Source organism: Akkermansia muciniphila, assembly GCF_040616545.1.
GTDB lineage: Bacteria > Verrucomicrobiota > Verrucomicrobiia > Verrucomicrobiales > Akkermansiaceae > Akkermansia > Akkermansia muciniphila_E.
The window spans coordinates 2919374-2942942 of record NZ_CP156688.1 but is presented as its reverse complement, the minus strand read 5'-3'; the positions used below and the strand labels follow the sequence as shown (position 1 = coordinate 2942942).

Sequence of the window (23569 nt, the reverse complement as noted above, 5' to 3'; positions counted from 1 at the left end):
GTGAAAAAAGAAGTTACAGGTGGATGAATTCCGGAACGGGAATGTTGATGGGCTTGGGCGCCGGGAGCGTGATGTTCGTGTCCGCGTGGTCCTGGGAAACGGGGTCCGCGGAAAGGGCCTGCGCCTCCGGCACGTTCTCTCCCGCGCTCAGCAGTTCAAAGTTGCGGTTGGCCGGCGCCTGGTTCACCTCCGTGTGGTAGGGGTCGTCCCCCTGGAGGATGGCCTTGGTGGGCAGGATGGGCGGCAGGGGGAGAATACGCGTCTGCGCCGTGAAGGGGGAGGCGGGGGCGGAAACATCCTCCCCGTGCAGGTCGCAGAAGGGAAGGCTGGAATCCCCCTTGCGGAGGTATTCAAACATGGTGTGGCGGCGGTACTTCTTGTCCACCGGGTCAATGTCGTAACAGCTGTGGGTGGCCCTCTTCCCGGTGGTCAGGCAGATTTCCACCCGCTCCACGCTGGAGGGCGGGGCCAGTTCCCCGGCGGGGAACAATTGCTCTGCCGTGGTCATGGCCGTACCCAGCACGGGGGCGCAGGTGTCTGAAGAAAAGGCCCCGTTGTAAATGGGCTTTTTCCCTTCCAGGAAGCCCACCCAGATGCCGCAGGTGACGCGGCTGTCATAGCCGAACAGCCAGTTGTCCGCAAAATCATACGTGGTGCCCGTCTTCACGCCGCCCTTGAAATCCTTGGGCAGGTGCGGGGCCACGCGCTGGGCGGAGCCGCTTTTCAGGGAGGAATGCAGGATGTTGTGGAGCTGGAAGGCCGTGGCGGTGGAGGCGGCCCCCTTCCGCACCTGGGAATTGTTCCGGGTTTCAATGGCCTGGGTGGACTCCCAGATCAACTGGCCGTTCTCGTCCTCAATCCTGTCCAAGTAATAAATGTCCTGCGGCCGGGAGCCGCCGTTCGGGATGGCGGTGTAGGCCAGCGTCATCTCCTTCAGGGAGGCGGGTTCCGTGCCCACGAAAATCTTGGGGCGGTAAACGGGGTTCACTTCCGTGCTCCCCGCTTCCCGCACGGGCTTGCGGATGCCGAAGTCCGTCAGCTTTTTCACGAACGGCGCCGTGCCCATGTCCATGCCCATGCGCAGGGAGGCGGCAATCTTGGAGGCGGACAGGCCGCGGTGGGCCGTAATCATGCCCTCATAACGGTTTTTGGAGCTTTCCGCGCCCCACTCCCCCAGGATGCCTTCCGACCCGCCGATGCCCGTCAGGCGGTTGTCAATGGCGTCATCCAGAATGTGGGTGACGGGGCTTTTGCCCGTGTCAAAGGCCGTGGCGTAAAGGAAGGGAAGCACAGCGGTGCCGGTGGGGCGGGCGCCGTCCTTGATGGCGTCATACTGCCTCTTGGTATAGTCGCGCCCGCCATGGTACGCCAGAACGGCGCCGGACTGGTTGTCCACCACCAGGACGGCTCCTTCCAGGTAGCGCGGCTTGTCCCCGGAAGCGCTGTGGTAATCCGCGGCCTTCTGGTGGCGGTAGCCGGGGCGCTGTTCAATATTTTCCAGGGCCTGTTCCAGGGCTTTTCCCGTGGCCTCCTGAAGCTTCCTGTCAATGGTGGTGTAAATCTTGAGCCCGGCGGCATTCACGCGCTCTTCCCCCAGGTAGGCGGTGATTTCCGCGGAAATGCGGTCGTAAATGTGGGAAACGCCGCGTTTCAGCGGTTTGGAATCCAGCCCCAGGTCCATGGCGGAAAGGCGTTCCGCTTCATCCGCCGTGATGTACTTTTCCTTGGCCATGCGGTTGAGCACGTGGTTGCGCCATTTCAGGTTGCTTTCCGGATTGTTGAGGGGGGAAAGGCCGTTCGGGTTCTTGATCAGGGCGGCGATGGAGGCCGCCTCCCGCGTGGTCAGGTCCGCAGGCTCCTTGCCGAAGTAGCCCAGGGAGGCGGCGCGGATGCCGTAGAACCCGCTGCCGAAGTAGACGCGGTTCAGGTAAAACTCCAGCACCTGGTCCTTGCTGTACCGTTCCGTAATGCGGCGCGCCAGGGCTATTTCCACAAACTTGCGGCCAAAGCTGCCTTCATTCCTAGCCTTGGCCCGGTTCTTCAGGTCATACGCGTTTCTGGCCAGCTGCTGGGTAATGGAGGAGGCGCCCTGGTTGGCGTCCCCGCTGTTATGGAGATATTCCTTCGCCGCGCGCAGAATCCCCAGGAAATCGTAGCCCGGATGTTCCCGGAAGCGGGAATCCTCCTGGGCGATCAGCGCGTTAATCATGGCCGGAGAAATCTTTTCCAGCGTGACGTAACTGCGGTTCTCCACGTAAATACGGCCTATTTCCTCCCCGTTCCGGTCATAAATAATGCTGGGTTTTTCCAGGTCGTTGATGCGTTCCAGGTCAAACTCCGCCGCCCAGTTGTCATAGCGCTTCCAGGCCATCATGAAGCCGAAGTAGCCTACGCCGCCGCCGATGACCGCCATGACCAGGCACCACAGGATCAGCTTCTTGACAAAGCTCCAGAATCGTTTCCGGGGCTTCGCCTTGGGTTGGCGCCTTTTGTTGGCCTGCATGTGCCTGCGCGGAGCTTGTGAACTTAATTCAGCCATGAAGATGAAACAGGGTGGGTCCCCGGGAGAGGAAAAAACGTGCGGAAATCCTAACGTATTCCCGTTTGTTTAGCAATACCGTACACTGCCGGCGAGAGAAAAAAGAAGGCATGCGCCCGTGGAGCCTCCCGGAACGCTCCGGGCCGCCTACTGGTCCTGTACGGCGTTAAAGATGTTGCCGGCCCTGGTGAGGCCGTGCTCCATGGTGTACAGCACGGCGTCCGTGGCCTTGCCCAGCATCACGTCCAGAAGCTCGCGCTCCTCCGGGCGGAATTTGCCCAGCACGTGGCCGATCATCTCCCCCTTGCCGCGCGGCAGGCCGATGCCGAAGCGCAGGCGCGGGAATTCCTGGGTGCCCATGTGGGCGATGAGCGACTTGAGGCCGTTGTGGCCTCCGGCGGAGCCCTTTTCCCGCAGTTTCATGACGCCCAGCGGAAAATCCACCTCATCATGGATGACGAACACGCTGCGCGGGTCCAGCTTGAAAAAGCGCATCATGGGCCCTACGCACAGGCCGGATTCATTCATGAAGGTGGACGGCTTCACCAGCAGGACGCCGGGGCCTGCCGCCAGCTCGCACTTGCGCTGCTTGTCCGCCTTGAACGCGCAGCCCCACCGGGCGGCCAGGCGGTCCAGCACCATGAAGCCCGCGTTATGGCGGGTGTCCTCATAAGTCCTGCCCGGATTGCCCAGGCCCACGATCATTTTAACGGGTGCGTCCACGAGATGAAAAATGGGAAAAAAGGAATGAAAGCCGCCGCATTTCCGGCTGCGGAAAGCGCGCTGGAATCCTGCACCCGTTCCGCGGAAGGATCAACCGTTCCGTGAGACAGCCGGGAGGTTATCTCCCCGCTTTCTTCTTCTGCCTGCCCATCAGGAACCCGGTCAGTACGTCCTCCAGGGCGTCTCCGGTCCTGATCAGGCGGTAATCCGCGTTAATGTCCGTGCAGATGCGGCGCGTCTCTTCCAGGTAATTGGCCACGATGGAGCGGTACTCGTCCGCGATCAGGTCCGGCTCCGTAATCAGGGAGCCGCCGCCCTCCATGTCCACAAAGCGGATGGGGCGGTCAAAGTCAAAATCAATCTCCAGCTGGTCCACCAGATGGAACACGGCCACGTCATGCTTGCGGAAGTGGAGGTGCCGGAGGGCGTTCTTGAGCTCCTCCGTATCCGTGAACAGGTCGGAAAAAATCAGCACCAGGGCGCGGCGGCTGACGCGCTCCGCCAGTTCATGCAGGGTCTCCGCCAGCACGGTTTCCCCCTTGGGGTAATGCGTATCCATCTGGCTGATGAGCACGTTCAGGTGGGCGGGGCGGCGGGAGGCCGGAATGTGCAGCGTGGCGCCGTCCTTCGTCTGCCGGGAAAAGCTCAGCCCCACGGCGTCCCCCTGGCGGATGGCGATGTAAGCCAGGTTGGCCGCCAGCCTGCACGCGCGCATATACTTGGACTCCACCTGCTCCGGGTGGTAATTCATGGAGCCGGAAAGGTCCATGACGATGTAGGCGCGCAGGTTGGTATCCGCCTCAAACTCCTTGATGTAATACCTGTCCGACCGGGCGTACGCCTTCCAGTCCAGGCGGCGCGTATCGTCCCCGGAAACGTACTTGCGGTACTCCGCAAACTCCACGGAGGAGCCGCGGTTGGCGCTCCGGTGGCGGCCGGAGACGTTCCCCGTCATGCTGTGGCGCGCCTCCAGGGGAAGGTTCCCCAGGCGGCTGAGCAGGTCATGGTTCAGGTACTTCATGGGAGGGCAGGGAAAAGGGGGGTGGATGACGCGGGGGCGGTCAGACTTCCGCCGCCAGGCGCGCCACGGCCTTGCGGGGCGTGATGCCCTGGGACTCCGCGGCAAAGTTGGTGACCACGCGGTGCATCAGCACGGGCTCCACAATGGCGTCAATATCCTCCTTGCGGACGATGTAGCTGCCCTGGAGGGCGGCGCGCGTCTTGGCCCCCAGGATCAGGAACTGCACGGCGCGCGGACCTGCGCCCCAGGCCACGTACTGCTTCACCCATTCCGGGGAGGTCTCCAGGGAAGGGCGGGTGGCGCGCACCAGCTTCACGGCGTACTCGTAAATATGTTCCGGGACGGGCACGCGGCGCACCAGGTCCTGGTAAAAGATAATCTCCTCCCCGGAGAGGACGTGCTTGAGTTCCTCGCTGCGGTTCCCGGTGGTTTCCCGGGCAATGCGCATTTCCTCCTCCTCCGTGGGGTAATCCACTTCAATCAGGAACATGAAGCGGTCAAGCTGGGCTTCCGGCAGGGGATACGTGCCTTCCTGCTCAATGGGGTTCTGGGTGGCCAGCACGAAGAAGGGGGGCAGCAGGGTAAAGGTGCGGCCCATCACGGTGACGCGGCGCTCCTGCATGGCTTCCAGCAGGGCGGACTGGGTCTTGGCGGGCGCGCGGTTGATTTCGTCCGCCAGCACGATGTTGGCGAACACGGGGCCCTTGATGAACTCAAACTGGCGTTTTCCTCCGGCGGAATCATCCTGGATAATGTCCGTCCCGGTGATGTCCGCGGGCATCAGGTCAGGCGTGAACTGGATGCGGTTGAAACTGAGGTCCAGCGTCTTTGCCACGGAGCTGATCAGCAGCGTCTTCGCCAGGCCGGGAACGCCCATCAGAAGCGCGTGCCCGCGGGAGAACAGGGCGATGCTCAACAGCTCCACGACACGCTGCTGGCCGATGATGATCTTGCTCAATTCCGCGGAAAGCTCCTTGTAAATGGCGCCGAGCCGGTCAATGGCGGCCACGTCGTCGTCGGGCAGAGAGGGGGTGGTGGGTTCCATATTATAAGTTCATAGCACTTTTCAGGCCCTTTTCCACCAAATAATTGCGTCGCATTCATTTTCCCTGCTTGGAATGGGAGGGGAAACGGGGTAAGGAAGGGGCATGCCGAAAATCGCACTCATTCAACTGTCCGCAGACGCCCGGCCCTCCGTGAACAAGGAAAAGACGGAAGCCGCCATCCGTGAAGCCGCCGCCAACGGCGCGCAGATCGTCTGCACGCAGGAACTCTTTACCACGGAATACTTTTGCAGGACGGAGGAATGCGACCTATTCAACCTGGCGGAACCCATCCCCGGAGAATTGACGGAAGCCCACTGCAAGCTGGCCGCGGAGCTGGGCGTGGTGATCGTGGCCTCCGGCTTTGAAAAGCGCGCCACCGGGCTGTACCACAACACCGCGTGGGTAGTGGACGCGGACGGAACGTTCCTGGGCATGTACCGCAAGATGCACATACCGCAGGACCCCGGCTTTGAGGAAAAATTCTACTTCACCCCCGGCGACCTGGGCTACAAGGCGTTTGACACCAGATTCGGCCGCATCGGCGTGCTCATCTGCTGGGACCAATGGTACCCGGAAGCCGCGCGCCTGACGGCCATGCAGGGGGCGGAAATCATCTTTTACCCCACGGCCATCGGCTGGCTGCCGGAGGAAAAGCCCCTGCTGGGGGAACAGCAGCACTGCGCGTGGGAAACCGTGCAGCGCGGCCACGCCGTGGCCAACGGCTGCTACGTCTGCGCCGTCAACCGCGTGGGGACGGAAGGGGAAAGCGAATTCTGGGGGCAGTCCTTCGTGGCAGACTACTACGGGCAGATTGTGGCGAAAGCCCCCGTCAGTGATGAAGCCATCCTGTACGCGGACCTGGACCTGGACGCCCTGGAAGACCACCGCCGCATCTGGCCCTTCTTCCGCGACCGCCGCATTGACTCCTACGGCGGCATCACGGAACGGTGGGGGAAGTGAAGCTGTAGTACACCTAGATCATGTATTCCGGGGAAAACATGGAGCGGCAATGGGAGCAGGCCCGGGAAGTGCTCCTTGCCATGAAAACGCAGTGCGGTGAACTGGTCATCGACTGCCTGCATGGCATGCTGGGAGAGCAGGGATGCCAGGTGACCGTGCTGAGGCGTGAACACATCCTGTCCCTCCTGCAGGAGCTGAACCGTCTGTATGATTCCGGCGTCCCCCGCAGGGAGGTGAGCGACGATGATGATGATGATGATGATGATGAAAATTGCTCTTTTTCCTGGATTTATGAATTCGATTTTTACCTCCGGGAGTCCGGCTTCCTGCTGCATTTCGTCATTGACGCCGCCCTGGATTCCGGCGGAGGCATCACGGAATATTTGACGCTGGAGAGGCAGGTGTACCGGGAGGGGCTGTACCTTAAAGTGAGCGAGCCCATGGTTCTTGCCCCTGCGGCATTGGCGCAGTTGAAGAGAAAAGTCGCGGCTATCATGGCTATCCCTCCCAACACGGGGCGTTTTTTGGACTGGGAGGACCTGTGGCCTGAACCGGATAAGTGACGTCACCACTGGAGAAAATGGCGCAAAAAAAACCGCCGTTCCCGGAGAAACGGCGGTGTAAAAAGAACAGGGAATTGCTTCCGCTTAGTCGCAGATGACGGCAATCTTGATGCCCTTCATCTGGACGTTGGTTTCCAGGGCTTCCGTGATTTCATCCAGCTTGAAGCGGTGGGAAATCAGCTTGGTCAGGGGCAGGCCGATGCCGTACGCGCGCTTCAGGAAATCGAACGTGGTGGGGTAATCCTGCGGGGAATACACCCAGGAGCCTACGGCGGTCACCTCCTTGTTGCAGAGGTCGTAATGGTGGTTGATGACGCTCTCTCCGCCGTCCATGAAAAAGCCCACTTCACACAGGCCGCCGCCGCGCTTCACGAACTTCCAGGCGTTCGCTCCGGCCTTGCCCACGCCCGTGCACTGGAAGACGAAATCCGCTAGGCGGCCGCCGTTGTCCTTCTTCACGGCGTCAAGGAGGCCGTCCAAGTCCGCGTAATGGGTGAAATTATAGGTGCGTGTGGCGCCCATTTCCTTAGCCAGTTCCAGGCGGGAATCATTGCCGTCCACGGCGATGATGGTTTCAATGCCCAGCGTGCGCAGCGTGGCGATCTGGAGTAGGCCGATGGGGCCGCAGCCTTGCACGAGCACCACGGAATTGAACTTCAGCAGTCCGGTGGACTTGGCGCGTTCCAGGGAATGGACCACCACGGCGGCGGGTTCCACCAGAATGCGCTGGTCCAGCGTCATGCCGGAAACATTGAAGAACGTGGAACCCTTGCGGATGACAAGGTACTCCCCGAAGTAGCCGTTCAAATGCACGTCGTCGTCAGGCATCAGGCCGTACACACCCACGTTCTCGCACAGGTTGGTGCGGGCGGGCGTATTCAGGCAGGCGTCACAGGTGCCGCAGGGGATGATGCAGGTCACGATCTTGTCCCCCAGGGCCAGGGGATTGCCCGCCGTATCCTTCGTGATATTCCTGCCCATGGCGACGATCTCCCCGGTGCCTTCATGGCCCAGCACCACGGGGCAGAGGCCGAAGGGGTCCCGGTTATACTCATGGCCGTCCGTGCCGCAAACGCCGCAGGCTTCCACCTTGATCAGCATTTCATCATCCCCGATGGAGGGAATGGGGTACTCACGGATTTCAAATGTCTTGGGCGCTGTCAGGACAGCGGCGCGTGCGGTCTGTTGCATAGTGTGGCTACACTACCCTGTGGCGTTCGGACTCTTCAAGAACAAATGAGAATGGAGGTGAATTAACTTGCTGGAAACGGAAAAGCATTGCCGTACGGTCACTAAAAGACCGTCAGGAGCTCCGCATGCCATGCGGCAAATCCGCAGGATGTCCCTTCCCCTTCTCCTCAGGAAAACCGCGCCGCGCCGGAGCGCAAGGCAGGTTATTGCATGTGAAGTTTTTCCATGAAAGTCCGTTCATTTGGCTTGCGTGGCGGAGGGATGGAGTGCAAGCTGTGCGCGTTATGCTTGATATCCGTGTAATACGAGAAAATCCGGAAGAAGTGAAAGCGCGCCTGAAGCCCCGCAGCGGGGACGCGTGGAAGCTTGTTGATGACGTTCTGGCGTGTGATGAAGCGCGCCGCAATGCCGAGACGGAAAAGCAGGCGTTGCAGTCCGAGCGGAATGCCACCTCCAAGCAGATCGGCATGCTCAAGAAAAAAGGGGAGGACACTTCCTCCATTGAAGCGCGCGTGCGCGAGATCGGCGACCGCATCCGGGAACTGGACCGCATGGCGGAGGAAAATGCCGCCCAGCTTACCTCCCTGCTGATGAACATTCCCAACCTGCCGCACCTGGAATGCCCCGTGGGCGCGGATGAAACGGCCAATCCGGAAATCAAGCTGTGGGGCGAAAAGCCCGCCATTGAAAACCCGAAGGACCATGTGGAGCTGGCCGCGAACCTGGGCATGATTTCCTTTGAAGACGGCGCGCGGATCACGGGCTCCGGTTTTGTAGTGTACCGCGGCGCGGGCGCCCGCCTGGAACGCGCCCTGATCAACTTCCTGCTGAACACGCAGACCGTGGAAAACGGCTATCAGGAAGTGGGCGTTCCCTTTGTGGTCAAGCGGGAGTGCATGGAAGGCACCGGACAGCTTCCCAAGTTTGAGGAAGACATGTACGGCACGGAAGACCAGCAGATGTTCCTGATTCCCACGGCGGAAGTGCCCGTGACCAACCTGTACAGGGACACCATTCTGCAGGAAAGCGAGCTGCCCGTCAAGATGGCGGCGTACACGCCCTGCTTCCGCCGGGAAGCCGGGAGCGCCGGGCGCGTCAACCGCGGCATGATCCGCATCCACCAGTTTGACAAGGTGGAGCTGGTGCAGATCCTGAAGCCGGAAGACTCCTTCCGGGAGCTGGAAGTGCTCCGTAGCCATGCGGAATCCATCCTCCAGAAGCTGGGGCTTCACTACCGCGTGATTGAACTCTGCACGGGCGACCTCGGCTTTTCCTCCGCCAAAACGTACGACATTGAAGTATGGGCGCCGGGCCAGGGGCAGTATCTGGAGGTTTCCTCCTGCTCCTGCTTTACGGACTACCAGGCGCGCCGCATGCGCCTGCGTTACAAGGACGCGGACGGCAAAAACCAGTTCTGCCACACGCTGAACGGTTCCGGCACGGCTCTGCCGCGCCTGTACGTGGCCCTGCTGGAATCCTGCCAGCAGCCGGACGGCTCCATCCGCATTCCGGAAGCGCTTGTGCCGTACTTCGGCGCGGACAGCATCCGCCCGGAACAGGCCTGAACCGGCGTTTTTCACGTCCCAACTCTGAATCAAGCCCATGCCTGACGAGGGACCCCTGGAACATTACCTGACTGCTTCCCATGATGAGCCGGAGCCGGACGTTCCGGAACCGGCTCCGGAACGCAGTCCCGGGCCCTGGCGGGAAAGGGGCGTCATGCTGGGCCTTGGCTTTCTGCTGGGGTGCGTGGGGGCGTACGCGCTGGTCTATTCTGAAATGTCCGGCAGCATGGGGAAGCTGAAGAAATCTCTTTCAGAAGAGCGTGATTCCAATGCCTCCCTGCAAAAGGAGCGCGCCCATCTGCTGGAAACGCTGGAACAGGTGCGCATGGACAGCCTGCTGACGGAACGCTCCCCCCTGTCCATGACGGGCAGCGGCATTCCCAAAGCAAGCCGCCGCCCCGTTCCCCAGCCTCCCCCTCTCACGCCTCTGCCCTCCGGCGGGCAGGCCCCCCCGGCTCCCGTGCCGGAACCCGGCTCCGTGGAAGAACGCCTGGTGAATCCCGGTCCGGAGGACTGGAAGGAGCGCTACCAGTATGCCGCGCTGAAATACAACCGGGTGGTGGAGGACTACAACAGGCTGAGAAAGCTTTACATGAACCTGGTGGGCCAGGGCGGGGCCGCCACCGGCCTGGTGACCGGAGCTCAGTTTTACAAGGCCCTGCGGAAGGATACGCGCGCGGAAGCGCGCAAGCTGGATGAGCGGTACATGAGGGGCGGCCTGCGCGGAAGCGAGCTCCGGGAACTGGAACGTAGCAGGGATGAAATGCGGCACCGGGACTGGTGGCTGAAAAAGATGGCGCGCCAGTTCCGGATAGATTAGGAGCGGAGGGGAAGCCCCGCTGGTGGAAAAACTGCCTTCCGGGATGCTGTGGCCTGGCTTGGAGGCTTTATCCTTTGAACGGCGCCGGGGGATGGCCGCCGCCCATACAGCAGGAGGTCCTGGAAGAAATACATGCCGCGGCGCATCTATAAAAATAGTAAATGTTTAGTGGCGATAGGATCCTTTCCCGGCCGGAAAACCCGTGAAATCAGTATTTATGTGGTGTACGGTGCAATTTGAAAAGGGCAGAATGGAGTCCAAGTGGGCAAACAGGGTTATGCACAGTGCCATGAAGCTATGAAACACCATGAGTCGTTTGACATTTCCACACGCTACTATTAGAAGGAAAGGTAATGGATCAGTTGTGTGTTAGTCCGCCTTTGGCGGAGAAAGCGGACTCGCTCAAAATTTGAAAGGCAGGATGAATATGAATACGCTTGAAGTAGCACAGTTGGAAGATTGTAACATGTGTAATCACATGATTCGCATGGGGAGAGAGTTCCAGAGGGAGCAGGGCTTTGTTCAGTGGACGGATGATTACCCCAATGAGGATACCATCCGCAATGATATAAAGAGTAACAAGGGATATGTCATGAAGATAAACGGCGTAATTGCCGGATATATGTGTATAGACTTTGATGGGGAACCGGCGTATCGGAATATTCAAGGAAAATGGAGAACGGAAGGTCCATATGCAGTTATTCATCGGATGGCATTTGACAAGGGCTTCAGGGGAATGGGCCTAACGGGAACAGCATTCAAACTGATTGAAAAATTGTGCATTCAAAATGGTGTCAGAACGATTCGGGTAGACACTGATTTCCCGAATGAGCGCATGCAGCATATCTTGAAAAAGAATGGTTTTGAAAACTGCGGAACGATTATGTTTCAGGGCAGTGGAAAATTAGCATATGATAAATCATTCTGACAAAGTTTCATTGTCCGACTGGTCAGGTACGCCTTTTTGCCATAATGCGTGTTCCCCCTTGGGTCCTTCTTAATTGAGGTTTTCCATTTTCTTGTCTTCGCGAAAACCTGTAAAACCTGCTTTGTTGAAAGAGTCGCCCCATCCACCTGGCGACGGCCGCTTGCGTTACCTTGTGAATATTCCGCCGCTTTTTACTGCTTCGGGGAAAGGTGCAGTCCGCCAGGGCTGTAAGCAGGTCCGGACACGGGACAGCTTGTAGTGCCAACTTTACGAAAACACGCTGTTACAGCTCATGCCGCTTTATTCGCGGGATTTGAAAAAATGCCCTCCCGTGCGGGTTTGCGGCGTCTGCCAGTGCAGCTATTTGCTACCTTGTGTTGGCTAATATGGGCAATAAAAAATAATAAGGCCAGGAGCATGAAGCACCGGGCCTTACTGGAAGTGTGGTGATGAGGGAGAGGCAAATGCCTTTCCCTCAATTTCCGTTTTTTAGCGGCGATTACGGCCGTAGCCGTTATTGTCGCGTCTGCCGCCGCCGCCATAGCCGCCGCCACCGTTGCCGCGGAAACCGCCGCCCGTGTTTGACTGGGGCTTGGCTTCATTGACAACCAGGGCGCGTCCCTGATATTCATTGCCGTTCAGGGCCTCAATAGCATTGTTCATGGCATCCGCGGATTCCATGGTTACGAATGCGAAACCCCTGGGCCTTCCGGATTCACGGTCGGTCGGAATGAATACTTCAGTCACTTCGCCATGGGAACCAAACAAATCCCTCAGGTCCTGTTCGGTGGCATCGAAGGACAAATTCCCTACGTACATTTTTGTGTTCATATGATCAAAAGACAAAGTGATCTGATTGTTCTTTAATGCATTCCCGAAGAGCCGGGATTAGAAGGCAAAATCTGAATACGCAGACACCGTTGTCTGTAAAAAGAGTAGTCTCCGAATCATAAAAAGCCAAGAATAATATTGCCCGGGCTGAATATTTCCATGACAGCTTTTCATGAATTCCGCGGGTGTGCGGTTTTTTACAGGGGAAAAACTCCCTCCGTCAGCACAGTTCCGCGGCAATGGCGTCCACCAGCAGGTGGCCGCGGCCCTTCAGGCGGGGAGACATCCGCCAGAACCAGTTCCCGGTAATGGTCCGGCAAGGCCGGATTCCGGCAGCATATCCTAGCGGAGGCTCCCTATCTGCCAAAATAGAACCGCCAGTGTTTTTCACATTCTGCGCTGAATAAAGTGTGGAACAGGTACATAGTTAATAAGTTTATTCGGCGGGTGCGGACCAGGGCTCTTTGAATGAAGCCTCTATGTGTTCTTGGGATTCATACCGGGAATCAATGAATTTGGCAACGTCCTGGGCTGATTGGGCTGTAGGTTCCAGAATAGTATCGAAAAGAAGATTGCTGCCCCGGTAACAGGTGTGGCCATCCATTTTCCTTTCATTCTGCATGGGAAGGAAAATAACCAGAAGGCGGCTTTGAAGCTGGAGAATGCGCAAAAGAATAAATTTCTGCATTTCCGGTGATGCAGGGATAGACAGAACCTGCTTTTTCATGTCGGAAGTGGGTCCTGTAAGTTTTTTAAGGATAGGGGAAACTTCCGTAGAAAAAGATTTTGCCGCCGCGTCCGCGGAATTTTTATCCACGATGGAATTATACCAATTCTGTACCTTGCCTACAGGTGTTTCATAGGTTTCAACGAATGTCTGCCACGCTTTTTGATTCTGTTCGTTGAAGAGCAATTCCTTGCCGGGCGGATTATAAGAAAGTCTTTTCAAGACTTCCGGTTCCAGTCCATTGATTTGGCAGGTGTCCCCATAGCACGCTGAATAATAAATAAAGAGGGAAGATGCAAATGTGAGAATGATGGAGTATTCCAAGATCATCAGATTATGGAAGCATGACAGGGTTCCTGAATGAAGGGGAATAAACATTTATTCTGTGCAACTTTTCTCTGTGCAATGGCTAAGTTATTGATTTGTGGCGGTTCCTGGATGAGAGCACGCAGGTGAGGCAAAGAAACACTATTAATACATGGTAAGTGGAACTTAATTGAGGGAAGAATAAAAAAAGGATGGAAATTTAATAGAGATCAACGCAATTTCTCTGTAAACTGCTTTTTAAGAAGATGATGTCTCTGTCCATGGTTCTTTGAAAGCTGCTTCAATGCTTTCCTGGTCTTCATTTTGAGTTTCAATAAATTTTGAAATGTCCATGGCTGTTGTTGACGTTAGACCTAGAAATATGTCAAAGAGTTTTTCGCTGCCATGATAACAAGCATCGGAACTTGACTTTTTACTGTCTTGCATAGGAAGAAAAATTACTAGCAAGCGGCTCTGCAATGTGAGGATACGTGAAAGAATGAGTTTTTGCATTTCAGAAGAAGCTGGAATAGCAAGGACTTGTTTCTTTATATCAGCAGAACGTCCCGTCAGCTTTTTAAGAATTGGCAGGACATCTATCTTGAACGCATCGGCTGCAGCATCAGCAGAATCTTTGTCCCTAATGGAATTATACCAATCCTGTACTTTGCCTACAGGCGCTTCATAGGTTTCAACGAATGTCTGCCATGCTTTTTTATCTTGTGCCTCAGAAAGCAATTCATTCCCTGGAGGATCATAAGAGAGATTTTTCAAATCTTCTGGACTCAGACCATTGATTTGACAAATATCTCCCTGGCAAACTGAGAAATATATAAAAGCCGACGATAAGAATGCTATGGTGGTTGATTGTGTCATGGAAATTAGGGGTTGAAACGTTTAATAGGGATAAGACGGCGTTCTCCAACATCAATGCCGTTTGTGTCAGCTGCTTCAAGTACCTGTTCCCAAGTTGCTCCACTATATTGTAAAATAGAAGAAACTAAGGAAGCACAATTTGATCCATTTTCTGTACTTTCTGGATTTCGGTTAGTTGGTGGATTGGTTAGATATCGTTCCTGCTCATTATAACTTTGTGAAAAATGAAGAACTTTTTGAAATAGTTCCTTGTTCTGAATAGCTATGATATTTGTGAAATTTGTAAATTTTTTGTCATGCTGGTTTTTGAACCAGTTTTCAACAGCCGCTATATCAGGATTGTCGTTTTTATGGTAAACCATGTTAGTTAAGCAATCAATATATTTGCTGGCTATACCTGCTTGAGCAAATGGGGGAGATAGGGATTCATAAATCCACTTATAATAAACGGTCCCGGCAGCTGGGATGATTTTGAGCTTTTTTTGGTATTTGATTTCCGCTCCTGCATCTCCTCCGATAGTGATGATTTTCATTTTTGGGATGGCGTTGCAGTCGGCAAGTCCGGGGTTTGGGAGATTTAATTTTTCCGGGTCGTCAGGAACAAATAACAGAAAATGATGGTTTGCCATGGGCAGGCCCTGACAAGGACGGATGGCCCAGTAAACTTCCCCCAGGCGATTGGGAATTCCTTCATAGTAAAAGATTTTGTCACCAATTATCACACGGATTAGTTCTACTTCTGTCGGAGTATAGGTGATGCACGGTCCTTTGCCGATGGGTTTCCAGGCGCCATTGTTGGGTTGGAACGTATGGTTGCGTGCCAGAATGACTCCATTAAATCGCTGAGGGCATTTGGAGTAAGCTTGAGCTTCCCATTTGATGGGGATGCCTCCGGAATCTTCGGAAGGGCCATTCGCCAGGTAAGTTTTATTAATAGCAAGCCGGAGCTGGGTTTTTTTCTCTAAAAAGAGGTGGCTTTTGCGGGCGGGAACCGTTTTTTCTCCTATGCACACATCAACGACAATGGGAGCAACTACAAGGCTGATGCCGTCCAAGTCACTTGTGCCCGGTTTTGGATTGTAATAGGTTTGCGAGTATTTGATCTGGAATTGATAAGATCCCGCTTTCAGGACATGCGGACAGTCCCGGCGGCCTTTGGAAATGTCATGTCCTTGTCCATGTTCCTTCAGCCAGTCTGTTTTTTCACCTTGTTCCGTAGTATAAGTGATGTCGCAGCCGTCATCGGAAATCAGGGAAAGCCAGGCAACTGTTGTAGGTTGGGAAATACGTTCATCCTTAAAATCCTTGAGGGAAATTTTCCCGTTATATGAAATCGTGGAGGGTGATTTGGGGTCGGTTACTTCCGTCGTATTGGGAATTTTCAGTTCTCCGGCGCAGCATTGTTTCAATTTATCTGCAAGCTGGGAAAGATTGGCTACCACTTCAACCGGAGACAGGGAAGCTTCCATTGTTGTCTTCCCTTCATAAACTTGTTGTCCTTTTGCGTGGAGGACAGAGAGTGCAGCAATGCCGGCAACTGCAAGCAAAACAGGCATTTGAAAAAAACATCGGGAGATTAATGCTTTGTCCATATGATGATCAGGCAGGTTGAATGAGGTTATTTTTTACGATTTTTTTTTGTTGGAAGCGGGTGTTGTCCATTTCTGAATTAAGGCACGGGAACCTTCCATGCCCCGGATAGGCGGAATAAAGGATGCCGCCCACCGGGCTTTTTGCGGTTCTTTCATGCGTATATAAAGATTGGCTAACCGATATCCGCAACGGGCCATTAAATAAGGATCTTCTTTTCCGTACCGCAGTGTCCTTATAAATAAAAGAGCCGCCAGTTTTCTTTGCAGGCCGGTTCCTTTTTCCATGGATATTGCCGCGCTTTCCCAAATTTTTAAGATGCGGCTCCGGAGGCTTGGCGGACATCCTTCCTCCATTTCCAGTTCCATCAGGGCGCAAAGCGATAAAGCTTCCATATCCATGGGGGAGTACCGGGAAGAGTACGTCCGGAGAAAGGCGTTTTCCAAAAATCCCGTAAGACAGGAGCGGCGCTGCCTTGATTGCATATTCCTATGCCGCATCAGGGCGGTCAATTCATTGAGACGGGCGCAAACATCACCGGGTGTTTGTCCCATGGCAGTCCGCTGAACGAAAAGAGATACGCCTTCGTCAAAGGCCAATGCCGGATATTCCCGTACAAAATGATGGATTCTCGGGTTCTTTTCAGCAAAAGGAAAGGCGGATAGGGATTTCCGGAAGACCTGCCTTTTTTCAGAAAGAGGTGCGGATTTCAGGTAAAGGGGCAGGATGAAGGTTTGGGGTTCCTGGGCTGATGCCGGAGGCTTGTTTCCCCATGCGTGGTTAAAGGGGGCCTGCAACAGGAAGACAAGTCCTGCCAGAAAAGAAACAGGGTAAATGTTGAATAGCGGATGCATGGAACATATCTGTCTATTTATGGTATAATGGGCGATAAAAAATGGAAAATGTCAAGAAATCAATTTCAAGCATTTCTTAATTTATTTCCAACTTATTGATATTAAGTTGGAAAAATAACGCCAATCAGCACAGCTCCGCGGCAATGGCGTCCACCAGCAGGCGGCCGCGGCCTTTCAGGATGAGCCGTTGTTCCGGGGAAATGTCCGCCAAATCCAGTTCCCTGTATTGTTCCAGCAGGGGAAGGGATTCCGGAAGGATGTATTTCAGCGGAAGCCCTTCATCCGTCCGGAGCATCAGGGCGATGCGTTCCAGGCGGTAGTCTTCCGCGGTGACGGGCTCCTGGTCGGAGAGGGGTAGGCCGGTCTCCAGCGTGCTGTGCATGTAGGCGTCCGTATCCCGCGTGTTGGAGTACCGCACGCCGTTGATGGTGCTGACCGCGCCGGGGCCTATGCCCACGTAGTCCTCTCCTTTCCAGTAAGCCATGTTGTGGGGGGAGCGGCAGCCTTCCCGGGCGTAGTTGGAGGTTTCATAATGGCGCATGCCCGCCGCTTCCAGTATGGTTTCCGCCAGTTCAAAGTAGGCCGCGTCTTCGTCCGGCTCCTGCCGCTTTTCTCCGCGGAGCAGGCTCCGGAAGAATTCCGTGTCTTCCTCATAGGTGAGGTTGTAAGCGGAGACGTGGTCCGTTCCGGCGCGGACGGCTTCCCGCAGGGTGGCTTCCCAGGTGGAGAGCGTCTGCCCCGGAATGGCGAACATGAGGTCCATGTTGACCTGGGGCATGCCTGCGTTTTTCAGCATTTCCACGGAATGGAGGGCCTGTTCCGGCGTGTGCTCCCGCCCCAGCAGGTGCAGGATGCGGGCGTCCAGGGATTGAACGCCCAGGGAGACCCGGTTCATGCCCAGGCTGCGCCAGAAGCGCACCTTCTTTTCCGTAAAGGTGGCTGGGTTGGCCTCAAAGGAGAATTCGTCCAGCCTGTCCACGGGAACCAGGCGGTCCAGGGTTTCCATGAGGCGCCCCAGATGGGTATCCGAGAGCATGGAGGGCGTTCCGCCGCCAAAGTAGAGCGTGGCCGTTTCCCCCCCGCGGTCCATGGACAGGGCCGCGGCGCGGGATTCCGCCTCCCGCGCCAGCGCACGGATGAAGAGTTTCATGTCCGTGGAGGCCGGCGTGTGCTTGAAGAAGGCGCAGTACGGGCAGATGCGGTGGCAGAAGGGGATGTGAACGTAAAGGTGCACGGGGGCGGAGGGGATCAGCGTCTCCGGCGGCGTCCGGAGTTTTCTTCCCCCTCTCCCTTCTTTTTCTGGGAGAGTTCCAGAATCCTGGCGGAAGAGTCTTTCATCTCCTTCTTGACGCGGGATTTTTCCGTGCCGTCAGCCAGGGACATGTAGTTCTTCGTCAGGGCGCTGTAGAAGGGGTGGATCTTCGTTTCCTTCTTGTTCTTGGGCTTGTACCTGAAACCGTCCGGGCAGGAGTCCACCATGTTCTTCATCCAGGGCAGCAGTTCGTCCTTGGGCAGGGCCAGGCACAGGGCGTCCAGGGAGAAGGACATTTCCTCCTGGTCAACGTCCTTGGGCGCGTTCAGGGCGTTGTTTTCATCCCGGTAGAAGTTGACGGCTTTCTTGAAACCCCTGTCCACGGTCCTCTTGAGCCGGTCCGTGCCCTGGGCCTTGGCATAGGCTATCTGGTAGGCGGCCTGCGGCTCCGGGTAGGAGTTGCGCTTGGACTCGGACTTGAGCCAGGACATGAGGTCCGCCCACTGGAAGGTCTTGTAGTCATGTTCCTGCTTCAGGGCGTTTTCCAGAATCACGGAGCAGAGCACGTTGACGTATTCCTTGGCGTGGTTGGCCAGCATTTCCTTGCCGTTCTTGTCCCCGCGGCCTACGGAGGAAACGTATTTGCGCGTTTTCCAGAGTTTTCTGATGCCCATGCCGTCCGGGAGGGCTTCCCGTACTTCATCCACCATCTTGGTGGCCCCCATGAGGTCCTGGGGTGATTGCTTGAAGAGGGTGTACCAGGCTTCCGTATAGAACGGGTTGGCCTTGAGAACGGTTCTCATGGCGGTCTGGGTGAATTCCCTGGGGAGGGCGGCGGAAGCGTCTTCCGCTTCTTCCGTGGAGGAGCCCGCGCCCGCCAGCTTGTAGATGTTCATGGCAAAGCGGCTGTCGATGAATTTCTCGTAGTCGATGTTCATGGACAGGGCCAGTCCGGACTGGTATTCCGCGTTGCCGGTGCGCGGCGCCTTGGAGTCCCGGAAGTACCAGAATCCCGTGGTGGCTTTCAGCGTGTCCACGCTCTGGCCTACGCTCAGCCAGCAGCCGTTGCCGTTGAAGTTGGTGGTCATCAGGTTGCCGTGGCCGGGCTGCCCGGCCGGAGCGGCGGGAATGCCGCGGGCAATCTGGGAGTTGCGGGAGATGAGGGACATGGTGCCGCATACGCCGCCTTCATGGAGCTTGCGTTCATTGGACTCGCGGGACCATTCCGGGTCCGGGTCAAAGCTGAAGAGGATGGGCGGCTCCTTGTCGTCATCCATGCGGTAGGGGCCGTACAGCCACAGGCGCGTGGGGCCGCGCTGGCCCATGTAGCGCTCCCATACGCTGTCGCATTCCCGCAGGGGGCGCGTTTCGGAAAGGGCCATCATGGCCGGCCAGGGCGTCCCTTCCAGGGAGACGCCGGTCCATTCCACGCGCTTGCGGTCCACGTCCCGCAGCTTGCCGCAGTTTTCATATTTGTCCACCAGGTAGGTGAAGAATTCCACCGGGGTGGGGAACGGGTCCCTCTTGCGTCTCAGCTGGCCGTGGCGGTACAGGTATTCATGCAGGAAGCCGGCCAGGTTGCCTTCCGTGATGGCGGTGTCCCCGATTTCCGAGACGGTGGGGTATTTGTTGATCCAGGCCTGCTTGGGCGTGATTTTCTTGCGGTCCAGGTAGGCTTCCACCTTCTTGTAGCATTCTTCATCCACCGTGCGCGGAGCGTTCCCGTACCAGTTCACGGGAGGCTTTCCGGCGCAGTACAGGTCCGCAGGCGGAGGCATGGCGCCGGAGGACCTCAGGCCGTTCAGTTTGCCCAGGGCGTCAATGTAGCGGCCCTGCTGGGTAAGGTCGAACGCGCCCATGCCGAATTCACGGCGCCCCACCGCAAAGGCCAGAACGAGCTGGTTGTATTTTTCCGTTGTTTCCAGGCCCAGTTCGTCAATCATGAAGGCCACGTTGGTGGCGACGCTGGGGTCCGGCGGGAAGAACATGGCGAAGACTTCACGGTTGTTTTTCGTGTTTTTCAGCCATTTTTCAAAGTCCGGGGAGAAGGTGCCGCCGCGCTTTTTCACGTAGTCGCGCACGTAGGCTTCCGCATAAAGGGGATATTTAGCCAGAAGCTTTTCAGAGAATTTGCCCTTGGAGGCCATGGCTTCCTCCCGCAGCGCCTTTTCCATGGCGATGACTTGCGGGGAGGGGGAAAGATCGGGCGCGACCGGTTCCGGCTCAGGCTCAGGTTCCGGCTCAGGCGCCACGACGATGGGTTCCGGTTCCGGGGCAACCACCACGGGTTCCGGCTTGGGCGCAACGGGCTTGGGTTTGGGCTTGGGGGGAGCCACTACCGGAGGAGCGACGGTTTTGGCGACGGGTTCCTTTTTGTCCTTGAGTATCTGGTAGCCCAGGAAGCCGAAGAGGGCGAGCATTCCCGTGACGATGACCGTGATGACGGGGAAGCCGCCGGAACGTTTTAACTTGGGCAGCGGCGCGCCGGGTGCGATCGGGCCGGCCACGGGCTTCCGGAGCTGGGGCTGCTGCGGTTTTTTGGCCGGGCGCAGGGCCTGGGCGTGCGCTACGGCCGGCTGGGGCTGTGCCGCAGCCTGAACCTGCGGCTGTGCCAGCGGGTAGAGGAAAAGTACGGTTCCGAAGCCCCTCATCTTGCCTTCCGCATTGGCGGAGTACCGGGCTTCAAAGGCTTCCTGCTCCTGGGAGAATTGAGCTTCATTTCCCGGAACGGGGGAAAGTTCCCCGCTGGCCAGGTCACGGGTGACAAGGCCCTGGGGGAAGAATTCACGCACCAGCACGGCCTGTCCTTCCGGGGAAAGGGCCTGGTACAGATTATAATCCGGACCGCTTTCTACAAGCGCCGTGATTCTATAGCCGCCTATGTTGAAGTGGGACGGGAGGGCTGGGGTTTGAGGGGTTGTCATGACGAATCAAAAGATCAAAGACTCATGTATTTAAAAAGATCCGGAACCGCTTGTCAATTCCGGAGTGCGGAAGGTGTGCCATAAGCCGCCGGATGAAACGGAATGCCCCCGGTGTGCCATGACGCACCGGGGGCAGTGAGGGGGGACGCTCCGTGTTACAGAAGCTGGCAGGGGCTTTTTTCATCTTTGCGGCAGAAGGAGCCGCAGGGAAGGGCTACCGGATGGTGACCTTGGTGCCCAGGGGGGTGTGTTCAAAGAATGTCTTGGCCATGTCCGCCGGCAGGCGCACGCAACCGTGGCTGACCGGGTACCCGGTGACGAAGCCCACATGCATGCCGTAGCCGCCCGTAATCCGCATCCAGTAGGGCATGGGAGCCGGGTCAAAATACGTTCCCGCGGGCGGGCCGCTGGACCGGGCGTTATAGTCCCCGTTCACCACGGCTCCGGTGGCCCTGCTGCGCAGGACGCCGTAAGTGCCGGATTTGTAGTTGGCGTCCTTCTGGATGATCTTGTAGGTGCCCCTGGGGGTACCATAGCCTTCCTTGCCGGAGGACATGGGGGATACGCCCACCAGCGTGGCGTCTACGTAGTAAAAGACTTTCTGCTGCTTGAGGTCAATGATGATGTGCTTTTCCCCCTGAGTGCCCGCCGGCAGGTCCCAGTATCCCTGGCCCAGGCGGGCTTCCGGCGGAAGCTCCGTGTTGACCCCGGAGGTGGTTCCCACACCGGACAGGTAGCTGTCCTGCCCGGACGCGCCCTGGATTTTCCCGGCTATTTTATCAAAGAGCGGGGGCCTTCCGTACGGATTGCAGGAAACGAGAATGGAACTGATAGAAGCTAATGCCAGTATGCCGGATTTCATGGGAACGGGGGAATGACAGGCAGGTTATGGAGCCTCGCCGCCTTTTTGTCAAGATTTGCATGCTGTTATCCGTTGCTTATTCCGGGGGCATCTGTTATACACGGCGGAGCCATTTCATCCATTCCTATCTTCATGAGTGAACAATACGACCTTCTGAAAAGCATTCTTCTGGAAAAATCCGTGCGCACGGGAACTTTCACGCTGGCCTCCGGCAAGGTTTCCGACCTGTATGTGGACTGCCGCATGACCGCCCTGGACCCCGTGGGGGCCACGCTGGTGGGCGCGCTGGGGTGGAAGCTGGTTCAGGAGGAGATTCTTCCCCGTTTTCCGGAGGTTGCGGCCATCGGCGGCATGACCATGGGGGCCGACCCCATCTCCCTGGCCGTCGGCATGACGAGCGCCCTGGAGGGGGCTGGAAAGAAGCTCCAGGTGTTCACCGTGCGCAAGGAGCCGAAGGACCATGGCCGCGGCCGGCGCATTGAGGGCAATTTCCAGGCGGGAGATACCGTCATCGTCGTGGACGACGTTATTACCACGGGCGGTTCCACCCTGAAGGCGATTGACGCCATTGAGGCGGAAGGGGGCAGGGTTGCCGCCGCCCTGGTGCTGCTGGACCGTGAGGAAGGCGGCCGCCAGGCGATTGAGGAACGCGGCATTCCCGTGTATACCCTGTATACCCGGACGTCCCTTCTGGGCAAGTAATCTTTTTTTCCGTTCATGCTCCCCGCCCTGATCGGCATTAGCGGCCATGAAGTGGGCGCGGAAGAGGAGGCGGCCATCCTGCGTTTGCAGCCGGCCGGCTTCATCCTGTTCTCCCGGAACGTGGCTTCCGTGGAGCAGGTGCGGAAGCTGACGGAAACGCTGCGGAAACTTTGCCGCCACCATCCCGTCATTGCCATTGACCAGGAGGGCGGCCGTGTGGTGCGCACCGCAGCCCTCGGCCTGAATCTTCCTTCCCCGGCGTCCCTGGCGCGGCGGAGCGGTTTTAACGGCATTGTGGAGCTGGGCGCCGTGACGGCCCTGGCGCTCCGCTGCCTGGGGGTGAATCTGAACTTTGCCCCGGTGCTGGATATCTGCCATGATCCTGCCGCCTCCAACGCGCTGCCGGGCCGCTGCTGGGGAGACAATGCCCAGGACGTGATTTCACGCGGAGGCGTTTATTCCGCCAATCTGCGCCGGGGAGGCGTGGAGAGCTGCGGCAAGCATTTTCCCGGCATGGGACGCGCCCAGGCGGACCCCCATTTCAGTCTTCCCGTGGTTGACCTGAATGAACGGGAGTTGTTTGAGACGGACCTGCTGCCTTTCCTGGCGCTGTGTCCGGAGCTGCCCGCCATCATGTCCGCCCATATCATGCTGCCGCAGATTGATCCGGATTACCCGGCCACCCTTTCCGAACGGGTGATCAGGGGGCTTCTGAGGGACCGGCTGGGCTTCAGGGGCGTGGTGTTTACGGATGACCTGTGCATGGGAGCCATTGCGGCGCAGTACGCTCCGGATGAAGCGGCCCTGCTTTCCCTCAAGGCCGGGTGCGACCTCCCCCTGATCTGCCATGAACCCCTCCCGTGGCTGGATAGCCTGGCTGCCCGCCTGGAGGATATGAACGCCTACGACCGGGATGATTCCTCCAAACGGGTGGAGAAGCTGAGCGACTCCCTGTGCTTCCCATTCCCGGAAAAGGCCTCCCCGTGGGATTCCTGCCTGCGCCGTGCGGAGGCCCTGTGCCGGCAGGCGGATGACGGCGCGGAGAACGGTTTGTCTTCTTCTCCCGTGCAGAAGTACTGAAATCCCGGAGAAAACACGCCGGAAGCGCCGCATGCCATGCGGAACTGGAAAGGCTGGTCATCCACGGGATGCCCTTTGATTTAAGAGGAAAGAATATCGTTCGCCTTCTCTGTATTGAAACAGCGTGGTCCTGTGGTGCTCCTGGCGTTTTCCAGTCATGAAAAAGGCGCTGCCGCACTTATGGTGCGGCGGCGCCTGGAGGGGAAGGG

At 57.3% G+C, this 23569-nt stretch carries 20 protein-coding genes; 7 read left to right on the top strand and 13 right to left on the bottom strand.

Translation table 11 applies throughout. From position 1 onward, the window contains the following. Positions 1 to 13 precede the first annotated feature (13 nt). The 4 genes from ABGM91_RS11930 to ABGM91_RS11915 all read right to left on the bottom strand — a co-directional run bounded on the left by ABGM91_RS11930 (position 14) and on the right by ABGM91_RS11915 (position 5328). Positions 14 to 2539, bottom strand: a complete 2526-nt coding sequence (locus ABGM91_RS11930; protein WP_354832613.1) for a transglycosylase domain-containing protein — start codon at positions 2537 to 2539, stop codon at positions 14 to 16. Positions 2540 to 2686: 147 nt separating this feature from the next. Continuing rightward, positions 2687 to 3262: an aminoacyl-tRNA hydrolase gene (gene pth, locus ABGM91_RS11925; protein ID WP_354832611.1), complete on the bottom strand. Its 576-nt coding sequence runs from the start codon at positions 3260 to 3262 to the stop codon at positions 2687 to 2689. A 118-nt stretch (positions 3263 to 3380) separates the two neighbouring features. Continuing rightward, positions 3381 to 4283, bottom strand: coding sequence for a DUF58 domain-containing protein (locus ABGM91_RS11920; protein ID WP_215428515.1), 903 nt, complete (start codon positions 4281 to 4283; stop codon positions 3381 to 3383). Positions 4284 to 4323: 40 nt separating this feature from the next. After that, positions 4324 to 5328, bottom strand: coding sequence for an AAA family ATPase (locus ABGM91_RS11915; RefSeq protein ID WP_022397351.1), 1005 nt, complete (start codon positions 5326 to 5328; stop codon positions 4324 to 4326). Between the two features lie 103 nt (positions 5329 to 5431). Here ABGM91_RS11915 and ABGM91_RS11910 point away from each other — a divergent pair, with 103 nt between their 5' ends. Next, complete coding sequence (locus tag ABGM91_RS11910) at positions 5432 to 6289, top strand: carbon-nitrogen hydrolase (RefSeq protein ID WP_290565269.1); 858 nt, start codon at positions 5432 to 5434, stop codon at positions 6287 to 6289. Between the two features lie 20 nt (positions 6290 to 6309). Then, on the top strand, positions 6310 to 6852 hold the full coding sequence (locus ABGM91_RS11905) for a hypothetical protein (RefSeq protein WP_354832608.1): 543 nt from the start codon (positions 6310 to 6312) through the stop codon (positions 6850 to 6852). An 84-nt stretch (positions 6853 to 6936) separates the two neighbouring features. On the opposite strand, the gene ABGM91_RS11900 is transcribed toward ABGM91_RS11905, so the two are convergent. Continuing rightward, positions 6937 to 8043, bottom strand: coding sequence for a zinc-binding dehydrogenase (locus ABGM91_RS11900; RefSeq protein WP_354832606.1), 1107 nt, complete (start codon positions 8041 to 8043; stop codon positions 6937 to 6939). A gap of 284 nt (positions 8044 to 8327) precedes the next feature. Between ABGM91_RS11900 and serS the strand changes: the two genes are divergently transcribed. From serS to ABGM91_RS11885, 3 genes are all read left to right on the top strand, one after another. Next, a complete protein-coding gene (gene serS, locus ABGM91_RS11895; protein ID WP_354832604.1) occupies positions 8328 to 9608 on the top strand; it encodes a serine--tRNA ligase in 1281 nt (426 codons plus the stop codon). Between the two features lie 37 nt (positions 9609 to 9645). Next, entirely contained in the window at positions 9646 to 10428 is a 783-nt protein-coding gene (locus tag ABGM91_RS11890) for a hypothetical protein (protein WP_354832602.1), read from the top strand. A 427-nt stretch (positions 10429 to 10855) separates the two neighbouring features. Then, positions 10856 to 11356 (top strand): GNAT family N-acetyltransferase, encoded by a 501-nt coding sequence (locus ABGM91_RS11885; RefSeq protein ID WP_290565273.1) that lies wholly within the window; start codon positions 10856 to 10858, stop codon positions 11354 to 11356. Positions 11357 to 11845: 489 nt separating this feature from the next. Here ABGM91_RS11885 and ABGM91_RS11880 read toward each other — a convergent pair whose 3' ends face one another. The 8 genes from ABGM91_RS11880 to ABGM91_RS11845 form a co-directional block, all read right to left on the bottom strand. Continuing rightward, a complete protein-coding gene (locus tag ABGM91_RS11880) occupies positions 11846 to 12175 on the bottom strand; it encodes an RNA-binding protein (protein WP_286010595.1) in 330 nt (109 codons plus the stop codon). Between the two features lie 448 nt (positions 12176 to 12623). Beyond that, positions 12624 to 13244: a hypothetical protein gene (locus ABGM91_RS11875; protein ID WP_354832600.1), complete on the bottom strand. Its 621-nt coding sequence runs from the start codon at positions 13242 to 13244 to the stop codon at positions 12624 to 12626. A gap of 234 nt (positions 13245 to 13478) precedes the next feature. Beyond that, a complete protein-coding gene (locus ABGM91_RS11870) occupies positions 13479 to 14096 on the bottom strand; it encodes a hypothetical protein (protein ID WP_354832598.1) in 618 nt (205 codons plus the stop codon). A gap of 5 nt (positions 14097 to 14101) precedes the next feature. Beyond that, the gene (locus ABGM91_RS11865) at positions 14102 to 15688 is read right to left on the bottom strand and encodes a hypothetical protein (protein ID WP_354832596.1); all 1587 of its coding nucleotides are present in this window, start codon (positions 15686 to 15688) and stop codon (positions 14102 to 14104) included. 33 nt (positions 15689 to 15721) lie between these two features. Beyond that, complete coding sequence (locus tag ABGM91_RS11860) at positions 15722 to 16540, bottom strand: hypothetical protein (protein WP_354832594.1); 819 nt, start codon at positions 16538 to 16540, stop codon at positions 15722 to 15724. Between the two features lie 124 nt (positions 16541 to 16664). Beyond that, on the bottom strand, positions 16665 to 17774 hold the full coding sequence (hemW, locus tag ABGM91_RS11855) for a radical SAM family heme chaperone HemW (RefSeq protein ID WP_354832592.1): 1110 nt from the start codon (positions 17772 to 17774) through the stop codon (positions 16665 to 16667). A 14-nt stretch (positions 17775 to 17788) separates the two neighbouring features. After that, the gene (locus ABGM91_RS11850) at positions 17789 to 20716 is read right to left on the bottom strand and encodes a hypothetical protein (RefSeq protein WP_354832590.1); all 2928 of its coding nucleotides are present in this window, start codon (positions 20714 to 20716) and stop codon (positions 17789 to 17791) included. Positions 20717 to 20930: 214 nt separating this feature from the next. Then, the gene (locus tag ABGM91_RS11845) at positions 20931 to 21578 is read right to left on the bottom strand and encodes a L,D-transpeptidase (protein ID WP_354832588.1); all 648 of its coding nucleotides are present in this window, start codon (positions 21576 to 21578) and stop codon (positions 20931 to 20933) included. Positions 21579 to 21710: 132 nt separating this feature from the next. Between ABGM91_RS11845 and pyrE the strand changes: the two genes are divergently transcribed. Next, positions 21711 to 22280: an orotate phosphoribosyltransferase gene (pyrE, locus tag ABGM91_RS11840; RefSeq protein ID WP_290565280.1), complete on the top strand. Its 570-nt coding sequence runs from the start codon at positions 21711 to 21713 to the stop codon at positions 22278 to 22280. A gap of 15 nt (positions 22281 to 22295) precedes the next feature. Further along, positions 22296 to 23360 carry a beta-N-acetylhexosaminidase gene (gene nagZ, locus ABGM91_RS11835; protein ID WP_354832586.1) on the top strand — a complete coding sequence of 355 codons (1065 nt, stop codon included), beginning with the start codon at positions 22296 to 22298 and terminating at the stop codon, positions 23358 to 23360. Positions 23361 to 23569: the final 209 nt, after the last annotated feature.

Coding starts and splice junctions, on each gene's coding strand:
- ABGM91_RS11865 (WP_354832596.1), bottom strand. CDS start 15,688: ATGGACAAAGCATTAATCTCCCGATGTTTTTTTCAAATGCCTGTTTTG.
- ABGM91_RS11885 (WP_290565273.1), top strand. CDS start 10,856: ATGAATACGCTTGAAGTAGCACAGTTGGAAGATTGTAACATGTGTAAT.
- ABGM91_RS11905 (WP_354832608.1), top strand. CDS start 6,310: ATGTATTCCGGGGAAAACATGGAGCGGCAATGGGAGCAGGCCCGGGAA.
- pyrE (WP_290565280.1), top strand. CDS start 21,711: ATGAGTGAACAATACGACCTTCTGAAAAGCATTCTTCTGGAAAAATCC.
- ABGM91_RS11880 (WP_286010595.1), bottom strand. CDS start 12,175: ATGTACGTAGGGAATTTGTCCTTCGATGCCACCGAACAGGACCTGAGG.
- ABGM91_RS11890 (WP_354832602.1), top strand. CDS start 9,646: ATGCCTGACGAGGGACCCCTGGAACATTACCTGACTGCTTCCCATGAT.
- ABGM91_RS11920 (WP_215428515.1), bottom strand. CDS start 4,283: ATGAAGTACCTGAACCATGACCTGCTCAGCCGCCTGGGGAACCTTCCC.
- ABGM91_RS11930 (WP_354832613.1), bottom strand. CDS start 2,539: ATGGCTGAATTAAGTTCACAAGCTCCGCGCAGGCACATGCAGGCCAAC.
- nagZ (WP_354832586.1), top strand. CDS start 22,296: ATGCTCCCCGCCCTGATCGGCATTAGCGGCCATGAAGTGGGCGCGGAA.
- ABGM91_RS11870 (WP_354832598.1), bottom strand. CDS start 14,096: ATGACACAATCAACCACCATAGCATTCTTATCGTCGGCTTTTATATAT.
- ABGM91_RS11860 (WP_354832594.1), bottom strand. CDS start 16,540: ATGCATCCGCTATTCAACATTTACCCTGTTTCTTTTCTGGCAGGACTT.
- ABGM91_RS11850 (WP_354832590.1), bottom strand. CDS start 20,716: ATGACAACCCCTCAAACCCCAGCCCTCCCGTCCCACTTCAACATAGGC.
- ABGM91_RS11915 (WP_022397351.1), bottom strand. CDS start 5,328: ATGGAACCCACCACCCCCTCTCTGCCCGACGACGACGTGGCCGCCATT.
- ABGM91_RS11910 (WP_290565269.1), top strand. CDS start 5,432: ATGCCGAAAATCGCACTCATTCAACTGTCCGCAGACGCCCGGCCCTCC.
- ABGM91_RS11900 (WP_354832606.1), bottom strand. CDS start 8,043: ATGCAACAGACCGCACGCGCCGCTGTCCTGACAGCGCCCAAGACATTT.
- ABGM91_RS11875 (WP_354832600.1), bottom strand. CDS start 13,244: ATGATCTTGGAATACTCCATCATTCTCACATTTGCATCTTCCCTCTTT.
- serS (WP_354832604.1), top strand. CDS start 8,328: ATGCTTGATATCCGTGTAATACGAGAAAATCCGGAAGAAGTGAAAGCG.
- ABGM91_RS11845 (WP_354832588.1), bottom strand. CDS start 21,578: ATGAAATCCGGCATACTGGCATTAGCTTCTATCAGTTCCATTCTCGTT.